We start from the raw sequence: 23,208 nt of genomic DNA, 5'->3' as shown, positions 1-23,208 counted from the left end.
GGAGTGCTCCGGCGCGTTCGGACCGTAGGCGCGCGTGCCGAATGCGTCACCGTATGCGGACTGGCCGGTTTCCGGTCCAGGCCAATGGGGCATCCACACCGTGGCGTGGGGCGAAGGAGGTCTCGGGGGTGGCGTTGGTGGTGGCACAGGAGGTGCCCACGTCGTCGAGCATGGCCGTACCCCATGGCCCTGCGGGCGTGGGGGAAGCGCGACACCGGATGCGGCGGGAACTGCGTCGCGGCGGGGTGTCCGAATCGGTCGTCGACGACGCCGTACTCGTCCTATCGGAACTGCTCAGCAACTCCTGCCGGCACGGCAGGCCGCTGGGCCGGCGGGAGGTCGGGGACGGTGACGTCCTCGCCGCCTGGCGCGTCGACGCGAGCGGCGCGCTGACCGTCGAGGTGACGGACGGGGGTGGTCCCACCCGGCCGGTTCCGGCCACGCCCTCGGTCACCGCACGCGGCGGCCGCGGGCTCAACATCATCAGCTCCCTCGCCCAGGACTGGGGCGTACGCGACGGCGCGGCCGGCGAGGTCACCGTGTGGGTCCTGCTGACGGAGGGGAACCGCCGCGACGATTTCGCTACGCGCGTCACCGGGCCGGCGACCGCGACGACCGGACCGGGGTTCGATTTCCTCGACGCGTACGACGCGTACGACCCCCTGTGAGCGCGGTGAGCGTGGCGAGCGCGGTGAGCGTGGTGAACCTGGCGAGTGTGGCGAGCGTGGTGAGTGTGGCGAGTGCCGGAAGCGCTGCGGCCCGCCTGAGCCCAGCGGCGGCATCGCCGCCGTGGTCGGCGTGAGCCCAGCGGCCGGCGTGAGCCCTGCGGCCCGCGTGAACCCAGCGGCCGGCATCACCACTGCGGCCGGCGTAACCGCCGCGGTGGGCCGGCGGGTCCGTCGCTGAGCCTGCCGGCCGCCGCGTGCGGCTAGGCTCACGGCCGGCAACACACCACCGCACCGCCACCACGGGAGAAGCCACACACATGGGCAAGAAGCGACCCCAGACCAAGGCCGGGAAGCCGCAGGCTCAGCTGAAGGGCGGGGCCCGCGCCGGAGGCGCTGATGAGCACGTTCCGGTCGTCGGGGCCCGCGAGCCCTGCCCGTGCGGTTCCGGCCGCCGCTACAAGGCCTGCCACGGCCGCGCCGCCGCCCACGCGGTGACCGAGCTCGTCCAGCGGCCCTTCGAGGGCCTGCCCGGCGAGTGCGACTGGGTCGCCCTGCGCGAGCTGGTCCCGGCCGCGACCGCCACGCTGCACCTCAAGGACGGGCTGCCGGAGGGCGTGCCGTCCGTGACGCTCGCGACCGTCCTGCCCATGGCCTGGCCGGCGCTGCGCCGCGACGACGGCTCGGTCCTCCTCGCGCTCCAGAACGACACCTCGTCCGGCGACCTGAGCCGGGACCTCGCCGACACCCTCCAGCGCGCCCTGGCCGCCCAGCCCGGCACGCCGGTCCCCGCGCAGAGGGTTTCGGCCGAAGGCCCGCGCCTCCAGGACCTGCTGGATCCGGGCGCCTCCTTCGAGCCGGCCGTCCACACGGGCTTCGAGTTCTGGGTGCCGGACTCCGAGCAGAGCGCGTCGCCCGAGGTGGCCGCGTCCCTGGAGCGGGCCAACGCCGCCGCCATCCCCACGGTCCGGCTCTCCGGCGTGGACGCCGCCTACTGGTGCGAGACACCCGAGAAGAACCACCTGCGCTGGGTCATGCCGCACCCCGAGGAGCAGCTCCTCGACGCGCTCGCCCGGCTGCACGCCGCCGGCACGTCCTCGCTGGGCGAAGGCACCCGCCTGGTCGGCTCGTTCCGCGCGCACGGCCTGGTGGTCCCGGTGTGGGACCTGCCGAGCGCGATGGGGGCGAAGGAGTGCGAGCAGCCGGCCGCCGAGTTCGCCGAGCGACTGGCGGGGGCGCTCGCGGTGGACGCGCCGCTGAGCCCCGAGGAGCGCCGGGCGCGCGGTGGCCTCACCAACCGCCAGGTGACGCTGAGCTGAACGCGTGGCGGTCGCGACATGCCGATCGGTCGGTGACGTCCGCCACAACGCCCTCAATCGCAGGTAAATACCTGACCGAATAACAGAGATCGAATTTGCGAACAGCCGATCTCTTGTTACGGTGCTGGAAGCCCGGTCGCTGGTGCATCCCCCGTCGCCAGCGACCGGGCGCTTCACTTTTTGCGGAATGGCATCTTCCGCTTCTTCGCCGCCGGTCGCGTCAACGCCCGGAACGCGCGGGCGAGTTGGCCACCGCGCTCCCCGATCGCAGCAGCAGCGGACTCGTCTCCGCGTCACCGCTCCCCGCGAACTCCGCCACCGCCGCGTATTCGCCCGGCTTTCCGCGCCGCGGCTCTCTCGGCGTCTCACACGCGCCCGGCTCATCGTCCGCCGGCACCGCGCAATGCGTGCGCACCGTACGGCCGCCCGGGCCCATCAGCGCCAGCACGGCGGCCAGTTCACCACCCGTCGCATTGCGGTAATACGTCCGCGCCCACGTCTCGGGCCCCTCGTCGAGGACGCACGTCTGCGCCTCGACGCCGTCCGGAGAGACGAGCTCGGGGCCGCACCGGGCGGTGGCGCCCCGTACGGCCGCACCACCGTGCGCGGAGGAGTCGGGGCCGGGGTCCGGAGACCCGGCCGGGCCCGCGGACGCCGCCAGCGGCAGCGACGCGGCGAGAACCACGACGGCCCCGATCCCGATCGTGCGGAGATTCATGGCGGCCCCTTCTCGACGGTGCGCCGACGATATCGACGGACGGCGGGCGCCCGGCGGACCGCGCACCCGATTCCCGTACAACCGGGCCCCGCTCACACCCGTACGAGTGACACCGGGGTGCCTCGGTACGTCAGGACCTCAGTACCGCAGCCGGCTGCCGCCGTCCGGCGTGCTCGTGCTCGCCTCGACCAGCGCGTCCACGACCGCCTCCACGTCCGGCAGCCACGGCGACGCGGACCCGGCGAGCGGCGCCCGCTCCCAGCGCACCTGGTCCGTCCCGGCAGCGGACGGCGGCAGCAGCAGATAGCCGCCCTCCCCGTGGAAGCGCAGCGAGCTCGGCACCCGGTCCTTGGCGTAGAGCAGCTCGCCGAGCCGTTCGAGCGTGTACGGGGCGACCAGCAGCGACCACCGCGTCGGCGTGGCCACCACCGGGCCGAGCCGGACGCCCATCGCGTCCAGCGCCGCCACGGCGCGCGCGCCCGCGACCGCGGGCAGGCTCAGCGCGCACGGCGCGCGGCCCCCGGTGGCGAGGACGACCGGGGCGTCGGGGCGGTTGGTCCACCACCAGCGCACCATGCGCGGGTCCGTGGTGGCCGCGAAGAGCTCCGGGTCGAAGGGGTGTGCGCCGGGTACGACGCACTCGGGGTCCGGGCAGGCGCAGGCGCCGCCGCGCTGCCGCTCACCGCGACCGCCGGCCGCCGCGAGTCCCACGCCGGGGAGTACGGGCCAGCGCCATTCGGTGGCGTACAGCAGCGCCGCGTCCACGTGGGCAGGCCTCCTCTCGCGCCGGAACCGGAGCCTGCGTCGCCTTCCGAGGATCTCGCGCATGAGCGCTCGTTCCTTTCCGTTGAACGCCGAGGGCCACATCTTCACGTGCTGTGCGTGCGTCGTGCGTGCAGGGCAGCACGTGCGTGTTTCTTCACCGTGCGTACGAGCCGTGCGTACGAGCCGTGCGTACGAGCCGTGCGTACGAGCCGTGCGTACGAGCCGTCGTACCGCCACCCGGCCTGGTGCTCCTGCCGGTGGCATACGCCGGCCCCTCTTCGCCTGCGGCAAGCAACACCGCTGGGGGCCGAGCGGGGGCTGTCATCCCCCCGGGCCGTCGTCCCGTGGGCTGTCGTGCGTTTCACGCGTGGCGAGGGGTGGCACGCTCATGGCGCTCGCTGCCGCCCCGTTCGGCTCCGCCCCGCACTCGGGGGCGGGGTGAGGCCTTTGGTGGTAGGGACGCCGGGGCTTCCCTCGAAGGTTCCGAGCCCGCCCCAACTGCCCCTGGCCGTCACCGTCTACGTACCCGGTTACGTACCCAGCCCGCTCGGAATGACGCTCGGCCCGGACCGTCGTCCCCCGACTCGGGTCCCGGGCAGGGCCCCTTTCGAACGGGCTCAGTCGACCGCAAAAGCCGTCCACAGGGGGCATTTTTGAGCCAAGTTCGGCCCCTTGTAAATACGTCGGTGAACACCGCGCGTCCCGCCGGGACAATGCTGGACATCCCCTTACTTCTGCGTGTACATGTGGTTGCAGTGATAGCGGCGCAGAATGACATGGGGGTTTGCGATGCTATTGAGCGAAACGCACCAGCCGGAAAGCCGGCTGCCATGAGCGCCCCTCACGTGCCGAAAGTGGCTGGAATCGATCCCACGGTCCCCGCCCCCGCGCACACTGCGACGCCCTCCCTGCCGGGCATCCCGACCCCGCCGACCGCTCCCGCCGGTACGGCCACGGGCCCGCCGTCCGGCCCCGCGCCCGCCGCGCTGATCCAGGACCGCCTGGCGGGCTGGGTCTCCGACCTCACCACGCTCCACGAACTCACCGAACGCCTCACCCGCACCGCCACCCTCGACGACGCCCTGCACGAACTGCTCCGCGCCGGTGCCGCCCTCGTCGGCGCCCGCCGCGGCATGGCCGTCCTCGAACCGGCCGACGGCCTCGGCCCCGCCACCACCGTCGGGCTGGGCCTCGCCCACGCCGACCTCGGCACCATCGAGACCGTGCCGCGCAGCGCCACCTCGTACGGCCGCATCCTGGAGGGCCTGCCCGACGGGCGGCCGCCGGATCCGGTCGCCGTCCCCGACCTGCTCGGCGAGGAGGACCTCGACCCCCGCCACCGCGAGGTCGCCGCCCGCCTCGGCTTCGCCGCCAGCTATGCCGTACCGCTCGCCACCGAGGGCGCCGGGAAGCTCGGCGCCGCCGTCTGGCTCTACGACGAGCCCGCCGAGCCGCCCGAGCGCGCCCGCCACCTCGTCGGCCTCTACGGCCGGCATGCCTCCGAGCACCTCGCCCGCCTCCTCGAACTCCAACGCGCCCGCGCCACCCTGGCCACCCTCACCGAGGAACTGCTCCCGAGCCGGCTCCCCCGCGTCCCCGGTGTCCGGCTCGCCGCCCGCCGCCGCACCTCCGCCCGCGGCGGCGGCGACTGGTACGACGCGCTGCCGCTGCCCGACGGCGCCCTGGGCCTCGCCGTCGGGTCCGTCGCCGGCAGCGGGCCGAGCGCCCTGGCAGCGACGGGACGGCTGCGCGCCTCGCTGCGGGCGTACGCCGTGATGGAGGGCGAGGACCCCGTCGCCGTCCTCTCCGACCTGGAGCTGCTGCTGCGGCTGACCGAGCCGGCCCGCTCCGCCACCGCGCTCTTCGCGTACGCCGAACCCGCCGGGGTCCCCCATGCCGGCGGCCGGGGGAGCAAGCTCGTCCTGGCCGGGGCCGGGCACACGCCGCCGCTGATCGTGGGCGAGCGGCGCACGGAGTTCATCGAGACCTCGCTCTCCGCGCCGCTGGGCATGCTCGCCTGCTGGGAGGCGCCCAGCGTGGAGATCACCGTCGAGCCCGGCGAGACCGTGCTCCTCTACACGGACGGCCTGCTGCGGCGCACCGGCGAGTCCGGCGAGCCCGAGTCCATGGACCGGGCCTTCGCGCGGCTGCACGCCGCGGCCGCGAGCGTACCGAGGGCCGACCGGGCCGACCCGGGCGCGATCGCGGACCACGTGCTGCGGACGCTGTCGCCGGAGAACGGCGCATGCTCACGGGACGACGCGGGCGACGCGGGCGACGCGGAGGACGTGGTGCTGCTGGCGGCCCGTTTCGACTGATCCGCGCGGGTGACTTACGGCCCTGGGAGCGGCTGCCGCCCGACCGTACGATGGGGATTAGTTCAGCGTCGTACAACAGGAGGCGGACCCGTGGCCGAAGAGCTCACCCCGGAGACCCCGGACGAGGCCGAAGAGCCCATCAAGCAGCGCAAGAACGGCCTGTACCCGGGCGTGTCCGACGAGCTCGCCGAGAACATGCGGACCGGCTGGGCGGACACCGAGCTGCGCGACCTGCAGCCGATCCCGCAGGCCGACCGGACCGCCGCCCGGCGCGCCGCGCTGTCGCGGCGCTTCCCCGGCGAGCGGCTCGTCATCCCGTCCGGCAACCTGAAGACGCGGTCCAACGACACCGAGTACGCCTTCCGGCCGTCGACCGAGTACGCGTACCTCACCGGCGACGACACCCACGACAGCGTCTTGGTGCTGGAGCCCCGGCGCGGCGGCGAGGGCCACGACGCGACGCTCTACCTGCTGCCCCGCTCCAACCGCGAGAACGGCGAGTTCTGGCTGGACGGCCAGGGCGAGCTGTGGGTCGGCCGCCGGCACGCGCCGGCCGAGGCCGAGCAGCTGTTCGGCATCCCCGCCAAGGACGTCCGCGAGCTGGCGGCCGCCCTCAAGGAGGCCACCGGCCCGGTGCGCGTCGTGCGCGGGCACGACGCGGGCATCGAGGCCGCCCTGACCGACAAGGTCACCGCCGAGCGCGACGAGGAGCTGCGCGGCTACCTCTCCGAGGCCCGCCTGGTGAAGGACGCCTTCGAGATCGGCGAGCTGGAGCGCGCCTGCGCGTCCACCGCGCGCGGCTTCGAGGACGTCGTACGCGTCCTGGACAAGGCCCGGGCCACCAGCGAGCGGTACATCGAGGGCACCTTCTTCCTCCGCGCCCGGGTCGAGGGCAACGACGTCGGCTACGGCTCCATCTGCGCGTCCGGCCCGCACGCCACCACGCTCCACTGGGTGCGCAACGACGGCCCCGTGCGCGAGGGCGACCTGCTGCTGCTCGACGCCGGTGTGGAGACCACCACCTTCTACACCGCGGACGTCACGCGCACGCTGCCCGTCAACGGCCGCTTCACCGAGCTGCAGCGCAAGATCTACGACGCCGTGTACGACGCCCAGGAGGCCGGCATCGCGGCGGTCAAGCCGGGCGCCAAGTACCGCGACTTCCACGACGCGGCGCAGCGCGTGCTCGCCGAGAGGCTCGTCGAGTGGGGCCTGGTCGAGGGCCCGGTCGAGCGCGTCCTGGAGCTGGGCCTCCAGCGCCGCTGGACGCTGCACGGCACCGGCCACATGCTCGGCATGGACGTCCACGACTGCGCGGTCGCGCGGACGGAGACGTACGTGGACGGCGTCCTGGAGCCGGGCATGTGCCTGACCGTCGAGCCGGGCCTGTACTTCCAGGCGGACGACCTGACGGTGCCGGAGGAGTACCGCGGCATCGGCGTCCGCATCGAGGACGACATCCTCGTCACGGAGGACGGCAACCGGAACCTCTCCGCCGCGCTGCCGCGCCGGTCGGACGAGGTCGAGGCGTGGATGGCGGACCTCCAGGCCTGACGCGTCACCCTGGCCGGCCGGGTGCGGTGCCCGGCCGGTCAGGTCGCCACCGGCTGCCCCCGCCGGTCAGGTCGCCACCGGCTGCCCCCGCCGGTCAGGTCGCCACCGGCTGCCCCCGCCGGTCAGGTCGCCACCGGCTGCCCCGGCCGGTCAGGTCGCCACCAGCGGTGCGTCCGGCTTCCACTTGACGATCTTGTCGAAGCTCACCACCGCGCCGCCGCGCCCCGACCTGTTCCCGATGTGGACGTGGTCCGCCAGCTCCTCGATGAGGCTCAGGCCCCGGCCGTGCTCGGCCTCCGGCGTCGCCCTGCGGGGCGGGCGCGGGGGGCCCACGGGGAAGCCCGGGCCCGAGTCGGCCACCTCGATGCGGCACTTCTCGCCGTCCAGGTACGCGGTCACCCGGTACTCGGCGGAGCCGTCCCCGCAGCCGTGCTCGACCGCGTTCGCGCAGGCTTCGCTGAGCGCGAGCGACAGGTCGTACGAGATCTCCGGGTCGACGCCGGCGGTTTCCATGGTGCCCAGGAGGAGGCGGCGGGCGAGCGGCACGCTCGCAGCCTCGCGCCGCAAGTGGAGAGACCACCAGATGCTCATGCTCCAGCCTCCAGGCTGCGGCTCGACATATCGTTTCGTATTGCCCCCACTTGTCGGTCGTAAGCGCGACGTTGACGCCGAAACCCTCATTCGGCGGATGTGCGTAGCCCGTACGCCGTTGTATGTCGCAAAGGGAATCTTCCGGACCTGCCGTGTGGCGGCTCGGGGCGCGGTGCGATGATGGCCCGGCCATGTCTGCCCTTCTCGCCGCGCCACGGCTGCTGAGGGCCGCGGTGTTCGCCGCGGTCTGCGTCGTGCTGTCCGGAGTCGGGCACGCGCTGGCCGCCTGCGCGACCGTCCCGTGGTGGACGCTGGCCGTCGGGTTCGCCGGCGTCTTCGCCGCCGTCGCGCCGTTCGCCGGCCGGCAGCGGACCCTCCCGGTCATCGCCGCCTCGCTGGCGGGCGGGCAGCTGGCGCTCCACACGCTCTTCGGGCTCGGACAGGGCCGGCACCTGGAGCTCGGCGGCGCCCAGGCGGACGAGGCGCTCATCCGGACCGCCGCCAAGCTGGTGTGCGGGGCCGGAGCCTCCTCGCTCAGCCCCGCGGACGCCCGGCGGATCGTCACCCTGGCCGGCATCGACCCGGCGACCGCCGCCGCGGGGCACTCGGGGCACGTCGGCCATGCGGCCGAGTCCGCCGCCGGGCTGTGGCCCAGCCTGCCCATGGTCCTCGGCCACCTGCTGGCGGCCGCGGCGACCGGCTGGCTGCTGCGCCGCGGTGACCTCGCGCTGCTGAAGCTCGCCCGGCTCTCCGCGCACGGCGCCACCGAGGTCGCCGACGCCGCGCTCGTACGGAGCCTGCGCGCCGCCCTCGTCCTCGTACGCACCCTGGTCTCCGGGCTGCCCGCGCTGCCCGCGGGCGGGCCGCGTCCGCCGCGTACCGACGACGACCGTCCGGCGCCCGCCGCGGCGGAGGCACTTCTCCACACGGTGATCAGGCGCGGCCCCCCGGCCGTATCCACCTGCGTCCTCGCAGCCTGACACGGCCCACTCGACGGGAGCGGGCCGTGGTGCGCGCCCGCGCGCACGCCGCCTACCTCTCATCGCATGTGGAGTGTGTTCCCCCATGAACGTTTCGCGTACGAACGTGTCCCGCGTCGCCCTCGCCGCCGGCGTCGCCGTCTCCTCCGTCGTCCTGCTCTCCGGCACCGCCTTCGCGCACGTCAGCGTGCAGCCGCAGGGCGAGGCCGCCAAGGGCGGGTACGCCACCGTCAACTTCAAGGTGCCGAACGAGCGCGACAACGCCTCGACCGTGAAGCTGGAGGTCTCCCTCCCCGCCGAGCACCCGCTGGCCTCGGTCTCGACGCAGCCCGTCCCCGGCTGGAAGGCGGAGGTCACCAAGACCAAGCTGGCCACGCCGCTGGAGGTGCACGGCAAGAAGATCACCGAGGCGGCCACGAAGATCACCTGGACCGCGTCCGGCTCGAAGATCGCCCCCGGTGAGTTCCAGCAGTTCACGGTCTCGCTGGGCCGGCTCCCCGAGAACACCGACAAGCTCGTCTTCAAGGCCCTCCAGACGTACGACAACAACGAGGTCGTCCGCTGGATCGAGGAGCCGAAGGAAGGCGCCGCGGAGCCGGCGACGCCCGCCCCCGTCCTGAAGCTGTCCGCGGCGACGGACGACCACCACGGGGGCGGCGCGGCCGCCGGCGCCTCCGACGACGACAAGGCGAAGGCCAAGGGCCACGGTGCGGAGACGAAGGCGTCCGACGCCGGCTCCGCGGGCTCTTCCGACACCACCGCCCGGGTCCTGGGCATCGTCGGCATCCTGGTCGGTGCCGCCGGTGTCGCCTTCGGCGTCCTGGCCGGGCGGCGCCGTACCGACGCGTCGGCCTGACGGCGCGGCCCGCAACGCCCGCACCCTCCGAGAGAGAACCTGATGCACCTCCAGAAGTCAGACGACGCGCAGGCCCGTCCCCGCCGGCGTACCCCGCTCATCGCGGCGGTCGCCGGCGTGGCGGCGCTCGCCCTCGCCGCCGGCGGCTTCGCCCTGGCGCAGGGCGACGACTCCGAACCGTCCGCGAACGGGCCCATCGTCCTCTCCGGCGAGCAGTCGCAGAAGGCCGCGACCGTGCTCGACCGGCCCATGACCAAGCCCGACCTCGTCCTCACGGACACCAAGGGGCAGCCGTTCGACCTGCGCGAGCGCACCAAGGGCAAGCCGACGCTGATCTACTTCGGCTACACGCACTGCCCCGACGTGTGCCCGATGACGTTGAGCAACATCGCCCTCGCCAAGTCGAAGCTCCCCAAGGCCGACCAGGACAAGCTCCAGGTCGTCTTCGTCACCACCGACCCCGAGCGGGACACCGCCGCCGAGCTCGCCAAGTGGCTGCCCGCCGCCGGCGACCCCTCCTTCACCGGGCTCACCGGCGACTTCCCGACCATCCAGGCGGGAGCGCGCCAGCTCGGCATCGGCATCGACCCGCCGAAGAAGGAGAAGGACGGCACGGTCGTCTCCATGCACGGCGCGCAGGTGTTCGCCTTCTCGCCCAAGACCGACCAGGGCTACGTCCTGTACGGCGAGGACACCACCTGGCAGGACTACGCCAAGGACCTGCCGAAGCTCATCAAGGGGGAGGCTCCGTGACCCCGGTGACCCCCGTGACCTCCGGGATCCCCGGGATACGGCCACGGCCCCGTACCGCCGTGGCCGCCGCCACGGCCCTGGCGGCCGCCTTCGCCCTGGGCGGCTGCTCGTCCCAGGAGGCGGACGGGAAGCCGGAGCTGAAGGTCAGCGGTGCCTTCATGCCGAAGCCGGTCGGCGACATGGCCGCCGGGTTCCTCACCATCGGCAACAGCGGAGGCGCCGCCGACAAGCTCACCTCCGTCACCAGCCCGCTCTCCGACGACGTCCAGATCCATGAGGTGAAGGACCAGAAGATGCGGCGGGCGACGTCCTTCGAGATCCCCGCCAACGGTGAGCTGCGGCTCGAACGCGGCGGCAGCCACATCATGTTCATGGACATCAAGCGGGAGCCGAAGCAGGGCGACAAGGTCGCCGTCGAGCTGCACTTCGAGAGGTCCGACCCGATCACGGTGGACCTCCCGGTGGAAGCGGCCGGCCACAATCCGGCGCACCGATAGGGATCCGGGGGACACACCACCATGACAGCCACCACCGCCCTGTCCCGGCCGCGCGGGTTGTCCCGGCTGCTGCTCGTCACGGCCGTGCTGCTCGGCGCGCTGTTCACCGGCGCGGCACCCGCCTCCGCGCACGCCGCACTGACCGGGAGCGACCCGAAGGACGGGGCGGTGGTCGCCACCGCACCCAAGGGCGTCACGCTCACCTTCTCCGAGCAGGTCGCCATGGACGACGACTCGATCCGGGTCCTCGAACCGAGCGGCAAGCGCGCCGACACCAAGAAGCTGCGCGACCTGAGCACCGGAGCGGTCGTCCGCTACGGCGTCGACCTGCACGCCGGGCTGCCGAACGGCACGTACACCGTCGCCTGGCGCGCCGTCTCCGCCGACAGCCACCCGATCGCCGGCGCGTTCACCTTCTCCATCGGAGCGCCGTCGAAGACGAGCGTCGCGCTGCCGCGGCAGGAGGCGGGCGGCGGTGCCGTCGGCGTCCTGTACGACATCGCGCGCTATGTCTCGTACGCCGGTTACATACTGCTGGCGGGTGGCGCCGCCTTCATCCTGGCCTGCTGGCCGCGCGGCGCCTCGGTGCGTCCGCTGCAGCGGCTCGTCGTACGCGGCTGGCTGGCGCTGACCGCCGCCACGCTCGCGCTGTTGCTGCTGCGCGCGCCGTACACGGCGTCGGGGTCCCTCGCCGACGCCTTCGACCTGGGCGCGCTCGGCACCGTCCTGGAGACCAAGACGGGCGCCGCGCTCGTCTCACGGCTGCTGCTGCTCGGCGCGGCGGCGCTCTTCGTGGCCGTGCTCTTCGGCGCGTACGCGCGGAACGACGACGAGGCGCAGACGAAGGACCTGACCTTCGGGCTCGCGATCGGCGGCACGGTCATCGCCGCCGGCATCGCGGGCACCTGGGCGCTCTCCGAGCACGCCTCCGCCGGGCTCCAGCCGGGCATCGCGATGCCCGTCGACGTCCTGCACCTGCTGGCGATGGCCGCCTGGCTGGGCGGGCTCGCCGCGCTGCTCGTCACGCTGTACCGCCACCCGTCGATCGAGCGGGCGGCGGTACGGCGGTTCTCGCGGCTCGCGTTCGGGTCCGTGGTGGTCCTCGCCGCGACCGGGATCTACCAGTCGTGGCGGCAGGTCGGCTCCTGGTCGGCGCTGACCGGCACCTCGTACGGGCGGCTGCTGCTGGTCAAGGTCGCGCTGGTCGCCGTGCTCGTCGGGGTCGCGTGGACCTCGCGGCGCTGGACGGGGCGGCTGGCGGAGACGCCGGCCGCCCGGCCCGAAGAGGAGGAAGCGGAAGAGGCGCAGGAGGAGGAGCCGGTCACCGTGCCGGAGGACGGCGAGCGGGCCGCCCAGCTCGCCCGCCAGCGGGCCGCCGTGGCGGCCGCCCGCGCCAAGCGGTCGCGCGACGCCGACCCGGGGCGCGCCGGGCTGCGCCGCTCCGTCCTCGCCGAGGCGGCCATCGCCGTCGTCCTGCTCGCCGTCACGACCGTGCTGACGACGACCGAGCCGGGCCGTACGGAGGAGGAGGCGGGAGCGGGGCGTACGCAGCCGGCGGCGACCGCCCCCGTACCGAACCGGCCCGTCGACCTGCGGCTGCTCTTCGACACGGGCGGCGTGAACGGAAAGGGCACCGTACGGATCAGCCTCACGCCCGCCCGTTCCGGCGCGAACGCCCTGCACGTCTTCGTCGACGACGCGAACGGCCGGCCCCTCGACATCCCCGAACTGAAGGTGTCCTTCACCCTGGACGCCCAGCAGATCGGCCCGCTGCCCATCACACCGGACCGGGTCGCGGCAGGACACTGGAGCGCCGAGGGCGTACAGATCCCGATGCCCGGCGAGTGGCGGCTCCAGGTCACCGTGCGCACCTCCGACATCGACCAGACCACCATCGACAAGAACGTGAAGATCGGCTGACCGTGAACGACCACCTGGAACTCTCGAGGCGACGGCTGCTCGGCACCGTCGGGGCGGCCGGCGCGACCGGGCTGGTGCTGGGCGCGGCCGGCGGCGCCGCCACCTACGCCGCCACGTCCGGCGCGGAGCCGGGCACACCGCTGGCGGCGGTGGGCCGGGCCACCGTGCCGTTCCGGGGCGCGCACCAGGCGGGCATCGTCCAGCCGCTGCAGGCGCGCGGCCACCTGGTGGCGTTCGACCTGGCGCCGGGCGCGGGGCGCCGGGAGGCGGCCGCGTTGATGCGCCGCTGGTCGGCGGCGGCCGAGCTGCTGATGGCGGGCGAGCCGGTGGGCGACGGGGACAGCGGCGTGGCCCTGGACGCGGGACCCTGCTCGCTGACCGTCACCTTCGGCTTCGGCGCGTCCTTCTTCGACCGTACGGGGCTGGCGGCGCGGCGCCCGGCGCAGCTGGACCCGCTGCCCGCCTTCTCCTCCGACCGGCTGGACCCGAAGCGGTCGAACGGCGACCTGTGGGTGCAGATCGGCGCGGACGACGCGCTCGTCGCCTTCCACGCGCTGCGCGTGATCCAGCGGGAGGCGGGCGCGGCCGCGAAGGTGCGCTGGCAGATGAACGGCTTCAACCGCTCCCCGGGCGCCACCACCCACCCGATGACCGCCCGCAACCTGATGGGCCAGGTCGACGGCACCGGGAACCCGAAGCCGTCGGAACCGGACTTCGACGAGCGGGTCTTCGTCCCGAAGGGCGGCCCCCAGCCGTGGATGGCGGGCGGTTCGTACGCCGTCGTGCGCCGCATCCGGATGCTGCTGGACGACTGGGAGAAGCTGCCCCTGGCCCGGCAGGAGCGGGTCATCGGGCGCCGCAAGTCGGACGGTGCCCCGCTGACGGGCGGGAGCGAGACCACCGAGCTCGACCTCGACAAGACGGGTCCCGACGGCAAGCTGGTCATCCCCGACAACGCCCACGCCCGCATCTCCGCGCCGGAGCAGAACGGCGGCGCGGCGATGCTGCGGCGCCCGTTCTCCTTTCACGACGGCATCGGCCCGGACGGGACCCCCGACGCCGGGCTGCTGTTCATCGCCTGGCAGGCCGACCCGATGACCGGCTTCGTACCGGTGCAGCGCAAGCTGGACCGGGGGGACGCGCTGTCGCCCTTCATCCGCCACGAGGCGAGCGGCCTGTACGCCGTCCCGGGCGGCCCGGCCGAGGGCGAGTACGTGGGCCAGCGGCTGCTGGAGGGCTAGCCGCCTCGGGCACCGGCCCTCGCGGCGGACTGGGCCGAGCGGACTATGGTGACGGTATGTCGGCCACGCGCTATACGTATCTCGGTCCCGAGGGCACCTTCACCGAAGCGGCCCTGCGTACGCTCCCGGAAGCCGCCACCCGGGAGCTCGTGCCGATGGTCTCGGTGCCGGCGGCCCTGGACGCCGTGCGCAACGGGGAGGCCGCCGCCGCCCTCGTACCCATCGAGAACTCGGTGGAGGGCGGGGTGACCGCGACCCTCGACGAGCTCGCGGCCGGCGAGCCGCTGATGATCTACCGCGAGGTGCTGCTGCCGATCGCGTTCGCGCTGCTGGTGCGGCCCGGCACGAAGCTGTCCGACGTCAAGACGGTGACCGGGCACCCGGTGGCCCAGCCGCAGGTGCGCAACTGGCTGCGGGCCCATCTGCCGGAGGCGGTGTGGGAGTCGGCCGCCTCGAACGCGGACGGGGCCCGGCTGGTGCAGGAGGGCCGGTACGACGCCGCCTTCGCGGGTGCGTTCGCGGCGGCGACGTACGGGCTGGAAGCCCTGGTGACCGAGATCCACGACGCCGAGAACGCGGAGACGCGGTTCGTGCTCGTGGGCCGGCCCGGCCGGCCGGCCGCGCCGACGGGCGCCGACAAGACGTCGGTCGTCATCTGGCTGGGCGACGACCACCCGGGCGCGCTGCTGGAGCTGCTCCAGGAGTTCGCGGTACGGGGGGTGAACCTGATGCTCATCCAGTCGCGCCCGACCGGCGCCGGCATCGGCAACTACTGCTTCGCCATCGACGCCGAGGGCCACATCGCGGACCGCCGGGTCGGCGAGGCGCTGATGGGCCTGAAGCGCATCTGCCCGAAGGTGCGGTTCCTGGGGTCGTACCCCCGCGCGGGCGTGGCCCCCGAGGAGGTGCGCGCCGCGCGGCCCGGGACGTCGGACCACGACTTCACGGCCGCCTCGGACTGGCTTGCGCGCTGCCTGGACGGCCGGGCCTGAGGCTCGGGCTGAGCCGGGCCTGAGGCTCGGGGACGCATGGCTGGGGCTTGAGCCTGAGGCTCGGGTCTGAGGCCCGGCTGCCGCGCGCCGAAAGTTATCCACAGGGCCGCTTCTCGACCTGGGGACAAGTCGACACGGCAGACCCGACACACACCGCCAAGGTCGACAAATCGCCCCAGTCACCGTAGGTGCCCTCAGGTACCCCCACGGGGTGCCATGTCGCCCCTCGTCAGCCTCATCCCCTTGATCACCCCCTTAGGGGGTTGAATTCCCACTCGAATGAGCGCCAGAACGGGGTTTGACCAAGGAATCCCGTGGTTCGATGGCCGCATTCGCTGTGATCTTTTCCGGAGTCCACAGAACTTCCGCACAGTCTGTGGATAACTCAGCATTCGGACAGCCCCCTGTGGACAACACCCCCGCGCACACGGCCGCGTGACCCGCTTCGCCCTCCGTGCACCCGCTCCGCCCTCCGTGCGCCCGCCCACGGAATCGCTCCTTCCGGAGAAGGAAATCCCCCTTTATCACCCGTCACTCGGCGCACATGTTTCCCAGATGAGCCCACAACGGAGTGTCCGGCGATATCGGGTGGGGTGGCGCGAGCACGCGACGGTAGCCTGGTGGGGTGATTGACCTTCGCCTGCTCCGTGAGGACCCCGACCGTGTTCGCGCCTCCCAGCGCGCCCGTGGAGAGGACGTCGACCTCGTCGACGCCCTGCTCTCCGCCGATGAGCGGCGCAGGTCGTCCGGCGTCCGCTTCGACGAACTGCGCTCCGAGCAGAAGGCGCTCGGCAAGCTGATCCCCAAGGCGTCCCCCGAGGAGCGCGCCGAGCTCCTGTCGAAGGCCGAGCAGCTCAAGGCGGACGTCAAGGCCGCCGAAGCCGAGCAGAACGAAGCCGACGAGGAGACCCGCCGCCTCCTGCTCAAGCTCGGCAACCTCGTCCACCCCGACGTGCCCGTCGGCGGCGAGGAGGACTTCGTCGTCCTGGAGACGCACGGCACGATCCGCGACTTCGGCGCCGAGGGCTTCGCGCCCAAGGACCACCTGGAGCTCGGCGAGGCGCTCGGCGCCATCGACGTCGAGCGCGGCGCGAAGGTCTCCGGCTCGCGCTTCTACTACCTGACGGGCGTCGGCGCCCTGCTGGAGCTCGCGCTGGTCAACGCCGCGATCGCGCAGGCGACGGCGGCCGGGTTCACCCCCATGCTGACGCCGGCGCTGGTGCGCCCGCGCGCCATGGAGGGCACCGGCTTCCTCGGCCAGGCCGCCGAGAACGTGTACCACCTGGAGAAGGACGACTACTACCTCGTCGGCACGTCCGAGGTGCCCCTCGCCGCGTACCACATGGACGAGATCATCGACGCCGACAAGCTGCCGCTGCGCTACGCCGGCTTCTCGCCGTGCTTCCGCCGCGAGGCCGGCACGTACGGCAAGGACACGCGCGGCATCTTCCGCGTGCACCAGTTCGACAAGGTCGAGATGTTCTCGTACGTCGCCCCCGACGAGGCGGAGGCCGAGCACAAGCGGCTCCTGGAGTGGGAGAAGCAGTGGCTGACCTCGCTGGAGCTGCCGTTCCAGGTGATCGACGTCGCCACCGGTGACCTCGGCGCGTCCGCCTCGCGCAAGTACGACTGCGAGGCGTGGATCCCGACGCAGGGCAAGTACCGCGAGCTGACGTCCGCCTCCAACTGCGACGGCTTCCAGGCGCGCCGCCTGTCCGTCCGCATGCGCGACGGCAAGAAGGTCCAGCCGCTGGCGACCCTGAACGGCACGCTGTGCGCGGTCCCGCGCACCATCGTCGCCCTCCTGGAGAACCACCAGCTCGCGGACGGCTCCGTGCGCGTGCCGGAGGTCCTCCGCCCGTACCTCGGCGGCCGCGAGATCCTGGAGCCGGTCTCCAAGTGACCTCCCGCCCGTACGGCTTCCCGTACAAACTCGTCGCGACCGACCTCGACGGGACGCTGCTGCGCTCCGACGAGTCGATCTCGGCCCGTACGCGCGACGCGCTCGCCGCCGTGACGGCGGCGGGCGCCGCGCACATCGTCGTCACCGGGCGGGCGGTCCCGTGGACCCGCCACATACTGGACGACCTCGGTTACGACGGTCTGGCGGTGTGCGGCCAGGGCGCGCAGGTCTACCACGCCGGCGAGGACCGCCTGCTGACCTCCGTGACCCTCGACCGCCAGCTCGCGGGCCTCGCCCTCTCCAAGCTGGAGGCGGAAGTCGGCCCGCTGGCGCTCGCCGCGAGCCGCGACGGCCTCGACGGCGAGGTCCTCGTCGGCCCCGGTTACCGCGTCCAGGAGGGGCCGCTGCCGTACGTCGCGTACGACGACCCCACCGAGGTCTGGGCCGCCCCGCTGACCAAGGTCTACATCCAGCACCCGGATCTGGACGACGACGCCCTCGCCCTCGCCGCCCGCGAGACCGTCGGCGGCCTGGTCGACGTCGTCATGGCGGGCCCCGGCGTGGTGGAGATCCTCCCCCTGGGCCTCAGCAAGGCGACCGGCCTCTCTCTGGCGGCCCGCCGCCTGGGCCTGAAGGCCGCGGACACGATCGCGTTCGGCGACATGCCGAACGACATCCCGATGTTCGCCTGGGCCGCGCACGGCGTCGCCATGGCCAACGCCCACGACGACCTGAAGGCCGTGGCCCACGAGGTCACCGCCTCGAACGAGGCGGACGGCATCGCGGTGACGCTGGAAGCGCTCCTGGCCGGCGCCTGAGCGATCGAGCTCCTGACGCCCGCGCCGGAGAGCTCCTGAGCAGGGACCCCGGGTGGGGGCGGCCCGCACGGCCCGCATCGCGGGACGCGCGCTCGAAGCGGCCGCCCCCGGTCTCGGTGGGATCCCGCCCCACCAATGTCCCGCGCCCACGCGCCGCGGCGCCACCGGATTAACCACCGGTGACGCCGCGGGACCGCATGCGGAGGGGCCTCAGAAGTTGATCATGTGGCCCGCGAGGCCGTGCACGGCCTCCTTGACCGCCTCGCCCAGCGTCGGGTGCGCGTGGACGTTGCGCGCCACCTCGTGGACGGTCAGGTCCCACTGCTGCGCCAGCGTCAGCTCGGGCAGCAGCTCCGTGACGTCCGGCCCGATCAGGTGCGCGCCGATGATCTCGCCGTACTTCGCGTCGCTGATCAGCTTCACGAAGCCGGTGGTGTCACCGAGCCCGTGCGCCTTGCCGTTCGCCATGAAGGGGAACTTCGCGACCTTGACGTCGAAGCCCTTCTCCCGCGCCTGCTCCTCCGTCCAGCCGAAGCTGGCGATCTGCGGCTGGCAGTAGGTGGCGCGCGGGATCATCGGGTAGTCGAGCTCCATCGTCTCCGCGCCCGCGATGGTCTCGGCCGCCACGACACCCATCGCCTCGGCGGTGTGCGCGAGCATCAGCTTCGCGGTCACGTCACCGATGGCGTAGATGTGCGGCACCGAGGTGCGCGAGCGGCCGTCGACGTCGATCGCGCCGCGCTCGGTGAGCTTCACGCCGGTGTTCTCCAGGCCGTAGCCCTCGACGTTCGGCGCGAAGCCGATCGCCTGGAGCACCTTGTCGGCCTCCAGCACCTGCTGCTTGCCGTCCTTGCCGGTCACGGTGACCCGTACCTGCGGACCCGACTCGTCGATCGTCTCGACGCGCGTGGAGGTCAGGACGTCGATGCCGAGCTTGCGGTACTGCTTCGCCAGCTCCGCCGAGACGTCCTTGTCCTCCAGGGGCGCGATCCGGTCCAGGAACTCGACGATGGTGACCTTCACGCCGTAGTTGTGGAGCACGTACGCGAACTCGATGCCGATCGCGCCCGCGCCCGCGATCACGATCGAGCGCGGCAGCTCATCGGCGAGGATCTGCTCCTCGTACGTCACCACGCGCTCGCTGCGGCGCGTCCCCGGCAGCAGGCGCGGGGTGGCGCCGGTCGCGATGATGCAGTGGTCGAACGAGATGGTCGTCTCGCCGCCGTCGGCCAGCGCGACCCGCATCGAGTTCGCGTCCAGGAAGGTGCCCCGGCCCGTGAACTCGGTGATCTTGTTCTTCTTCATCAGGAAGTGGACGCCCTTGACCCGGCCGTCCGCCACCGTGCGGCTGCGCCGGAAGGCCTCGCCGTAGTCGAAGGACACCTCGCCGTCGACCTTGATGCCGTACGTCTTCGCCTCGTGCGTGAAGAGGTGCGCCAGCTCGGCGTTGCGCAGCAGCGCCTTGGTGGGGATGCAGCCGACGTTCAGGCAGACACCGCCCCAGTACTTCTCCTCGACCACCGCGACGCGCTTGCCCAGCTGGGCGGCGCGGATCGCGGCGACGTATCCGCCGGGGCCTGCTCCGAGTACGACGACGTCGAAGCGGTCTGACATGGCTTGCTCCCCAGGTTGTGAGTGCGTGCGAGTCGTTCGGCCCCACAGTAATCCCGGGGAGCAGCGGCCACCCGCCGTTGAGACGTACGCCCTACTCGTCCCCCGCCAGGGTCAGCGTCCGCAGCTTCTGCCCCGCGTACCAGGTCGCCGCCACCGTCACCCCGGCCAGCAGCACCGTCGCCACCGGCAGGGCGACGTCCGAGGCGATGAGCCCCTCGCCGCTGACCTTCTCGGCCACCGCCAGCGCCCACTGCTGGACGCTCAGCGTGCGCGCCCCGGCGATCAGGGAGCCGAACAGGGCCTCCCACAGCAGCGCGTACACGAGCCCGATGACCACCGCGTGGCGGCTGACCGTGCCGAGGAGCAGGAAGAGCGCGCTGTACGCGATCGAGGCGACGAGCGCGGCGACGGTGTACGCGACCGCCACCTGTTGGCCGTTGCCGTTGAGGATCAGCCCGGCGAGGAACGTCGGCACGGCCGAGAAGACCATGGTCACGGCGATGGCCACGATGAGCTTGGTGAAGATGATGGTGGGCCGCTTCACCGGCTTGGCGAGCAGATAGACGATCGAGCCGTCGTCGATCTCCGGACCGATCGCGCCGGTCCCGGCGATGACGCCGATCAGCGGCACCATCGTGGCGAGCGCGAACCCGCCCAGGACGTCGGCGGCGATCTGGTCGTCGGCGCCGTTGAAGGCGCGGACGGCCGCCGCGATGAGCAGCAGCAGCGCGGGCAGGACGAAGAGGATCGCGGCCCGGCGGCGGCCGAGCAGGGCCCGGTAGGTGAGCCGGGCGACAGTGGGGTTGTACATGGTCGTGAGGCTCCCTTCAGGCCGTGACGAGGTACGAGAAGACCGATTCGAGGGACTCGTCCGAGGGCGAGACCGTCAGCAGCCGGATGGAGTGCGCGCGGGCGACCCGCGGCAGCAGCTCCGTGAAGCGGCCGAAGTCCACCGCCTGGATGCGCAGGGCGCCTTCCGTCACGTCCACCTCGATGCCGGCGGTCGACGGGTCGGCGATCAGCGCGGCCGCCAGCGCCCGGTCGTCGCTGGAGCGGACCAGGTAGCGGTGCGGGCGGTCCGTCATCAGGCGCCGGATGCGGCGGAAGTCGCCGCTGGCCGCGTGCCGTCCGGCGACGACGACCTCGATGTGGGAGGCGAGCTGCTCGACCTCCTCCAGGATGTGCGACGAGAACAGCACCGTGCGCCCCTCGGCGCCCATCCGCCGCAGCAGCTCCATGAGTTGCATGCGCTGGCGCGGGTCCATGCCGTTGAACGGCTCGTCCAGCAGCAGCACCGACGGCTCGTGGACGAGGGCCGAGGCCATCTTCACGCGCTGCCGCATGCCCTTGCTGTACGTCGCGATCTTGCGGTCCTGCGCGTACTCCATCTCCACCGTGGCCAGGGCCTTCTGGGCCTCGGCCGCGCCCAGGCCGTGCAACTCGGCGTTGGCGACGACGAATTCGCGGCCGGTGAGGAAGTCGTACATCGCCTCCCGCTCCGGTACGACGCCGATGCGGCGGTAGACGGACTCGTTGCGCCAGATCTGCTCGCCGTCGAGGGTGACCGAGCCAGTGGAGGGGGCGAGGAAGCCGCCCATCATGTTGATCAGGGTGGACTTGCCGGCGCCGTTCGGGCCGAGCAGCCCGGTGACGCCGGGCCCGATGGTCATGCTGATGTCGTTGACGGCCACGACATTGCCGAACCACCGCGAGACGTGGTCGATGGAAAGAGTGCTCATGGGCGCAGCCCATTCCTTGGAAGGGTGGTGGTGGGCGACGGGAGGGCGGTCACAGCCCGACCTTTCGGTAGCGGCGCATCAGGACGCCGTACGAACCGGCGATGAGCGCGAGGACGACCAGCAGGTACACCGCTCCGGCCCCGGCGCCCGGCCCCGCCTCGGCGGGGAAGGACGAGCTGGCGCCGAGGAAGGCGGTCTGTACGCCGTCGATGAGGGTGATCGGCGAGAACAGGCCGAGCCACGGGACGGCGTCCAGGGAGTCCGTGCCCCAGGCGATGGCCTGGAGCGTGGAGACGGCGCCGTACGAGATGGTGAGCGCGGCGATGACGGCGGCGACGCCGAAACCGCGGCGGGGCGTCAGCGCGGCCAGGACGAGCCCGATGCCGCCGAAGAGCAGGGACAGCAGCGCCACGGAGACCAACCCCTGTGCGAAGCCCTTGGTCTGGTCGGCGAAGTCCATCTTCGCCAGCAGAGACCCGACGTAGAGGATGAGCAGCGGCGAGGCGGTCAGGATGAACAGCGCCGACGCCATCGCCCCGTACTTGGCGAGCACGTAGTCGACGCGCTCGATGGGGCGGGAGAAGTACAGCGGAACGGTCTTGAACCGCAGGTCGCGCGAGACGGACTGGGGCGCCTGGGCGGCCAGGTAGAGACCGATGAGCGCCTGCGTGAAGATCGCGTACCGGGTGTACTCCATGGGGAGTTGCGACATCTTGGTCGTGACGGCCACGGCGACGACGACCAGCGCGGGGATGCACATCACCGCGAAGAGGATCATCGGCAGGACCTTGGACTTGGCGCTGCGGCCCAGTCCGTACGCGCCGCGCAGCGACTGCGAGAAGAGCGAGCGGCGCGCGTACGCGCGGCCGAGGCGCGGCCCGTCGTAGCTGCGGTAGCCAATGTTGTGGATCTGGGTCTGGGACGGGGGCTGGGTCTGGGACGGGGGCTGGGTCTGGCTCTGGGTTTCGGCACTCATCGGGCCTGCGCCTCCAGGGGTTCGGCAGCGGTGGCTTCCGGCCGGAAGACCTCGGCGATGTGGTGCCGGCGCTGTTCCATCCGTACGAGCCCGAGGCCGAGCTCGGCGACGGTGTCGCGCACGGTGTCGTACGTCTCCTCGCCGGTCGCCTCCAGGAGCAGGATGTGCCCGGCGCCCGGCAGACCGTCCTCCACGCGCGCGTGGAGGCTGATTCCGGCCGCCGTGAGCGCCTCGCGCAGCGCCGCGGTGCCGTCGGGGTGGGTGTCGGAGTCGGTGACCTCGACCGCGAGGGTCGTGGTGACCTGGGTGAAGTCGCTGGTGGAGCTGGAGCGCAGCAGTCGGCCGCCGTCGATGACGACGACGTGGTCACACGTGCGTTCCAGCTCGCCGAGGAGGTGGGAGGTGACCAGGACCGAGATGCCGAAGTCGGTGTACACGCGGCGGATCAGGCCGAGCATCTCGTCGCGGCCGACCGGGTCCAGGCCGTTGGTCGGCTCGTCGAGCAGTACCAGCTGCGGGTCGTGGACCAGGGCCTGGGCGAGCTTCACCCGCTGCTTCATGCCGGTCGAGTAGCCGCCGATGGGGCGGTAGCGCTCCTCGTACAGACCGACGTGGCGCAGGGTGTCGGCGGTGCGCTCGCGCGCCGCGGCGGGCGGCAGGCCGGACATGCGCGCCATGTGGACGACGAACTCGGTGGCCGAGACGTCGGGCGGCAGGCAGTCGTGCTCGGGCATGTAGCCGACCCGCTCGCGGATGGCGCCGCCGCTGGTGGCGACGTCGAGGCCGAGGACCTCGGCGCGGCCCTCGGTCGCCGGGGACAGCCCGAGAAGAATCTTGATCATGGTGGACTTGCCGGCTCCGTTGGCACCCACCAGTCCGGTCACACCGGGCCCGATGTCCAGGGAGAGCCGGTCGAGAGCGGTCACCCGGGGGAACCGCTTGCTGAGGCTTTCGGTCGCGATCACAGTCACGCTTCGACGGTAGTGGCG

At 72.7% G+C, this 23,208-nt stretch carries 21 protein-coding genes; 13 read left to right on the top strand and 8 right to left on the bottom strand.

All coding sequences use genetic code 11. From position 1 onward, the window contains the following. Nucleotides 1-41 precede the first annotated feature (41 nt). Together AC07FJ_RS15875 and AC07FJ_RS15870 are read left to right on the top strand one after the other, a co-directional pair. The gene (locus tag AC07FJ_RS15875) at nt 42-668 is read left to right on the top strand and encodes an ATP-binding protein (RefSeq protein ID WP_361423991.1); all 627 of its coding nucleotides are present in this window, start codon (nt 42-44) and stop codon (nt 666-668) included. A gap of 317 nt (nt 669-985) precedes the next feature. Next, nucleotides 986-1,984 carry a DUF5926 family protein gene (locus tag AC07FJ_RS15870; RefSeq protein ID WP_479049321.1) on the top strand — a complete coding sequence of 333 codons (999 nt, stop codon included), beginning with the start codon at nt 986-988 and terminating at the stop codon, nt 1,982-1,984. Between the two features lie 220 nt (nt 1,985-2,204). Here the strand turns inward: AC07FJ_RS15870 and AC07FJ_RS15865 are convergent, their stop codons facing one another. Together AC07FJ_RS15865 and AC07FJ_RS15860 are read right to left on the bottom strand one after the other, a co-directional pair. Further along, a complete protein-coding gene (locus tag AC07FJ_RS15865; RefSeq protein ID WP_479049319.1) occupies nt 2,205-2,702 on the bottom strand; it encodes a hypothetical protein in 498 nt (165 codons plus the stop codon). 138 nt (nt 2,703-2,840) lie between these two features. Continuing rightward, on the bottom strand, nt 2,841-3,530 hold the full coding sequence (locus AC07FJ_RS15860) for a bifunctional DNA primase/polymerase (RefSeq protein ID WP_468285900.1): 690 nt from the start codon (nt 3,528-3,530) through the stop codon (nt 2,841-2,843). A 650-nt stretch (nt 3,531-4,180) separates the two neighbouring features. Here AC07FJ_RS15860 and AC07FJ_RS15855 point away from each other — a divergent pair. Further along, nucleotides 4,181-5,785 carry a PP2C family protein-serine/threonine phosphatase gene (locus AC07FJ_RS15855; RefSeq protein WP_479049522.1) on the top strand — a complete coding sequence of 535 codons (1,605 nt, stop codon included), beginning with the start codon at nt 4,181-4,183 and terminating at the stop codon, nt 5,783-5,785. Nucleotides 5,786-5,875: 90 nt separating this feature from the next. Further along, entirely contained in the window at nt 5,876-7,339 is a 1,464-nt protein-coding gene (locus AC07FJ_RS15850; RefSeq protein ID WP_479049317.1) for an aminopeptidase P family protein, read from the top strand. Between the two features lie 150 nt (nt 7,340-7,489). Here the strand turns inward: AC07FJ_RS15850 and AC07FJ_RS15845 are convergent, their stop codons facing one another. Further along, entirely contained in the window at nt 7,490-7,930 is a 441-nt protein-coding gene (locus tag AC07FJ_RS15845; protein ID WP_361424006.1) for an ATP-binding protein, read from the bottom strand. 191 nt (nt 7,931-8,121) lie between these two features. On the opposite strand from AC07FJ_RS15845, the gene AC07FJ_RS15840 reads away from it, so the two are divergent. From AC07FJ_RS15840 to AC07FJ_RS15800, 9 genes are all read left to right on the top strand, one after another. Beyond that, on the top strand, nt 8,122-8,910 hold the full coding sequence (locus tag AC07FJ_RS15840; protein ID WP_479049315.1) for a hypothetical protein: 789 nt from the start codon (nt 8,122-8,124) through the stop codon (nt 8,908-8,910). 85 nt (nt 8,911-8,995) lie between these two features. Beyond that, the gene (locus tag AC07FJ_RS15835) at nt 8,996-9,766 is read left to right on the top strand and encodes a YcnI family copper-binding membrane protein (RefSeq protein ID WP_479049313.1); all 771 of its coding nucleotides are present in this window, start codon (nt 8,996-8,998) and stop codon (nt 9,764-9,766) included. A gap of 42 nt (nt 9,767-9,808) precedes the next feature. Next, nucleotides 9,809-10,519, top strand: a complete 711-nt coding sequence (locus AC07FJ_RS15830; protein WP_479049311.1) for an SCO family protein — start codon at nt 9,809-9,811, stop codon at nt 10,517-10,519. Beyond that, entirely contained in the window at nt 10,516-11,016 is a 501-nt protein-coding gene (locus AC07FJ_RS15825; protein WP_479049309.1) for a copper chaperone PCu(A)C, read from the top strand. Before AC07FJ_RS15830 ends, AC07FJ_RS15825 begins: the two co-directional genes overlap by 4 nt. Before the next feature lie 21 nt (nt 11,017-11,037). Beyond that, nucleotides 11,038-12,936 (top strand): copper resistance protein CopC, encoded by a 1,899-nt coding sequence (locus AC07FJ_RS15820; RefSeq protein WP_479049307.1) that lies wholly within the window; start codon nt 11,038-11,040, stop codon nt 12,934-12,936. Further along, a complete protein-coding gene (gene efeB, locus AC07FJ_RS15815; RefSeq protein ID WP_479049520.1) occupies nt 12,933-14,177 on the top strand; it encodes an iron uptake transporter deferrochelatase/peroxidase subunit in 1,245 nt (414 codons plus the stop codon). Before AC07FJ_RS15820 ends, efeB begins: the two co-directional genes overlap by 4 nt. Nucleotides 14,178-14,233: 56 nt before the next feature. Further along, nucleotides 14,234-15,169, top strand: a complete 936-nt coding sequence (gene pheA / locus AC07FJ_RS15810; protein ID WP_361424024.1) for a prephenate dehydratase — start codon at nt 14,234-14,236, stop codon at nt 15,167-15,169. Nucleotides 15,170-15,794: 625 nt separating this feature from the next. Next, nucleotides 15,795-17,072, top strand: a complete 1,278-nt coding sequence (gene serS / locus AC07FJ_RS15805) for a serine--tRNA ligase (RefSeq protein WP_479049305.1) — start codon at nt 15,795-15,797, stop codon at nt 17,070-17,072. After that, on the top strand, nt 17,069-17,890 hold the full coding sequence (locus AC07FJ_RS15800) for an HAD family hydrolase (RefSeq protein ID WP_361424030.1): 822 nt from the start codon (nt 17,069-17,071) through the stop codon (nt 17,888-17,890). The genes serS and AC07FJ_RS15800 overlap by 4 nt, the downstream gene beginning before the upstream one ends. A gap of 210 nt (nt 17,891-18,100) precedes the next feature. Here AC07FJ_RS15800 and lpdA read toward each other — a convergent pair whose 3' ends face one another. From lpdA to AC07FJ_RS15775, 5 genes are all read right to left on the bottom strand, one after another. Next, nucleotides 18,101-19,504 (bottom strand): dihydrolipoyl dehydrogenase, encoded by a 1,404-nt coding sequence (gene lpdA, locus AC07FJ_RS15795; protein WP_479049303.1) that lies wholly within the window; start codon nt 19,502-19,504, stop codon nt 18,101-18,103. 91 nt (nt 19,505-19,595) lie between these two features. Further along, nucleotides 19,596-20,315 carry an ABC transporter permease subunit gene (locus AC07FJ_RS15790; RefSeq protein WP_479049301.1) on the bottom strand — a complete coding sequence of 240 codons (720 nt, stop codon included), beginning with the start codon at nt 20,313-20,315 and terminating at the stop codon, nt 19,596-19,598. Between the two features lie 16 nt (nt 20,316-20,331). Beyond that, nucleotides 20,332-21,243 carry an ABC transporter ATP-binding protein gene (locus AC07FJ_RS15785; protein WP_479049299.1) on the bottom strand — a complete coding sequence of 304 codons (912 nt, stop codon included), beginning with the start codon at nt 21,241-21,243 and terminating at the stop codon, nt 20,332-20,334. 49 nt (nt 21,244-21,292) lie between these two features. Then, nucleotides 21,293-22,219: an ABC transporter permease gene (locus tag AC07FJ_RS15780; RefSeq protein WP_479049297.1), complete on the bottom strand. Its 927-nt coding sequence runs from the start codon at nt 22,217-22,219 to the stop codon at nt 21,293-21,295. After that, nucleotides 22,216-23,184, bottom strand: a complete 969-nt coding sequence (locus tag AC07FJ_RS15775; RefSeq protein WP_479049518.1) for an ABC transporter ATP-binding protein — start codon at nt 23,182-23,184, stop codon at nt 22,216-22,218. The genes AC07FJ_RS15780 and AC07FJ_RS15775 overlap by 4 nt, the downstream gene beginning before the upstream one ends. Between the last annotated feature and the right edge of the window lie 24 nt (nt 23,185-23,208).

It is taken from the genome of Streptomyces sp. NPDC045998 (genome assembly GCF_056430285.1).
Note: the sequence above shows the minus strand (reverse complement) of the source record. Positions and strands in the feature narration are given on the sequence as shown.